This window comes from Allobosea sp. 01N443 (assembly GCF_056399325.1).
In genome coordinates this window covers 1-2,125 of sequence record NZ_JBFTRC010000362.1, presented here as the reverse complement: position 1 = coordinate 2,125, position 2,125 = coordinate 1, and the positions used below count along the sequence as shown (strand labels likewise).

Genomic DNA, 2,125 nt, shown 5'->3' with positions numbered 1-2,125 from the left:
GGCGATGACAGCGTCATGGCGTTCACAGACTTCGGCATCGAGACGCTCAAAGGCCTCGCCGAAATCTACAAAGCCAATCCTCACCTGCTCACAAGATCGGACGACCCGAAATAGCCGTACTGCGGCCTACGCCGCATGGTTACGATACGAGGTTGCACCAGTGCGCCTCATTGTTGGTCGTATCGGCGACGTAAACGGTGTCCGACGCGTCCATGACAGACCACACAGCCTCCGCCGCCTGTTGCGAAGTGTAGTCAGAATTAACGTACCAAAACGACTTATGAATCTTCGCCCACGCACCTAGCGTTTTGATTTTGGCGATCACCGCCTCGTAGTTCTGGCCGGGGTTATTCAGATCATACGAGATGTGAAGATTGTTAGCCATTATCGCTCCATTTTTGACCTGACTGACGCCGCAACGTCATGACCATGCTGCGCGAATCATTCGAAGCCAATAGCCGCGAATCGAATTTGCAGAGTTCTTCGACGTATTCACAGGGGGGCAGTTTTTTTCGTTCGGTGGGGCGGTCGGGCTCTTGCAAAGCTCTAGAATCACTTGCCGGCCTTGTAACGCCGCACTAATCGCCTATTTACTGATCTCGACTGGCGTAACGCGGGCCTCGCTACCCCTGACGTATGAGCGGTTTGGTCGCCCGCGGCAGGCTCGTCATCTGCCATCACCCTTGTTTCAATCAGGACATTCGCCATGCGCAAATCCAGCGCTTGGAGATGGCTTGGTCGTGGGCTGATGGCGGCGCGCCTGTGGCGCGTACTGCAAGACCTATTCGACCGCTATTTCCCTGAGTTTTGAGTCGGGCTCGGTTAATTCGAGCCTTTCAAAAGTCCCGCCCGCGACCACGGATGTACTGGCGCGGGCGGGTTCTAGGGCTTGGGCTTGCAGCCAGGGCGGCGCGGGATGTCGGGGGCGTCGGACGTTTCGCTCAATGGACGAAGATCACCCGGCAACGCCATTCACACCGCCGTCGTACGGCGATGGCCTAATGAGATTGGCGAGGTGCTTGGACAGGAACTGCAAGCCGCCTGGCTGCTTGTAGAACCCCTCCGGCTAGGTCGGATGTAAACCGGCCGGAGGGGGTAAGTAAGCCGGCGCGCTCATCTGACGGAGCGCTGCCGGCTCGAGCCGCAGGCGTTCCCTCCACAGCGACCGGCGTAAAGTAGAGTCCGCGAGCCGATCCGCTATTCGCCTTAAGTCGTGCCTCTTGCTGCTTCGACCCACGCGCGCCCCTCGGCTGTGCAGGGGCGGGAAGCTAATATGGAACTGACAGCCCATCCGTGCGTTCGACTTGGAAGAGGATACCCATGAAACTTAGCCCGCGGCTCCGAAAGGGGTGGCGGGCCATTTTTGCGTTGGTGCATCTGGCTTTTCCGATCGATCAGTTCAAAATGCTCCGATGCCGCTACATTGGTTCAACCCGGCCGTGATCATTCAGGCTGATAAGCCGGGGACGAGCTATGCCGTGATCAATGTAGAGAAGGYGGGAGAATGCCTGCTCGCCCGGAAAGCGTCAGGAGCCGGCCCGAAGTGGGTGGACGCAGTGCGGGCGTGCATGGCGGCGATCAAGGGCGATGGAACTGCTGACGACGCGCGAGAAGCCTTTGAGGAGGCGGCGCAGGAGTGTGGTCGCCTTATCGTGTAGCTCACTCCTCGAGGGCTCGCGCAACAAAACGGTTGGCAACGGCGAACGTTGCGAACATGCGGGCGTCGCCGGGCGCGTCCGACAACTCTCCTAAAGGTTACCTGATGCTTCGGCTCGCAGAAGTCGGGATCTAACGGAGTTGTAGCTCCGTCGAATATTCATTCTCTGTCATTTGCGGCGAAGGCGTGCAACTCACCAAAGCCTTCGTGCGCATTAAGAATGGCCAGGTGCGGCGTCGGGTTATCGACCTGGTCGAGGCGATTGCCGAGGAACACGCTGAAAAGCCCTGATTGAAGCGTCTCGACGTTCGTTTTGAMGAACGTTTCTCCCGATAAACGGATTTGAGCGCTTGACGGCGAACACGTTCGCTGCAAGAACGCTGCGCCCCGCACCGGCAGGGTCCGTGCTGGCGGCCACCAGCTTGTCCGTGCATGAAGGATCCTTCGTCCGTGTCACGCCAGCGCCAG

2 protein-coding genes are annotated in these 2,125 nt (G+C 58.8%); one reads left to right on the top strand and one right to left on the bottom strand.

Going from position 1 to position 2,125, the window contains the following annotated elements; genetic code table 11:
• Nucleotides 1–139: 139 nt before the first annotated feature.
• Complete coding sequence (locus AC1DRP_RS36315; RefSeq protein WP_476771108.1) at nt 140–385, bottom strand: hypothetical protein; 246 nt, start codon at nt 383–385, stop codon at nt 140–142.
• A 1,027-nt stretch (nt 386–1,412) separates the two neighbouring features.
• Between AC1DRP_RS36315 and AC1DRP_RS36310 the strand changes: the two genes are divergently transcribed.
• Nucleotides 1,413–1,658, top strand: coding sequence for a DUF982 domain-containing protein (locus tag AC1DRP_RS36310; RefSeq protein ID WP_476771107.1), 246 nt, complete (start codon nt 1,413–1,415; stop codon nt 1,656–1,658).
• Nucleotides 1,659–2,125 lie beyond the last annotated feature (467 nt).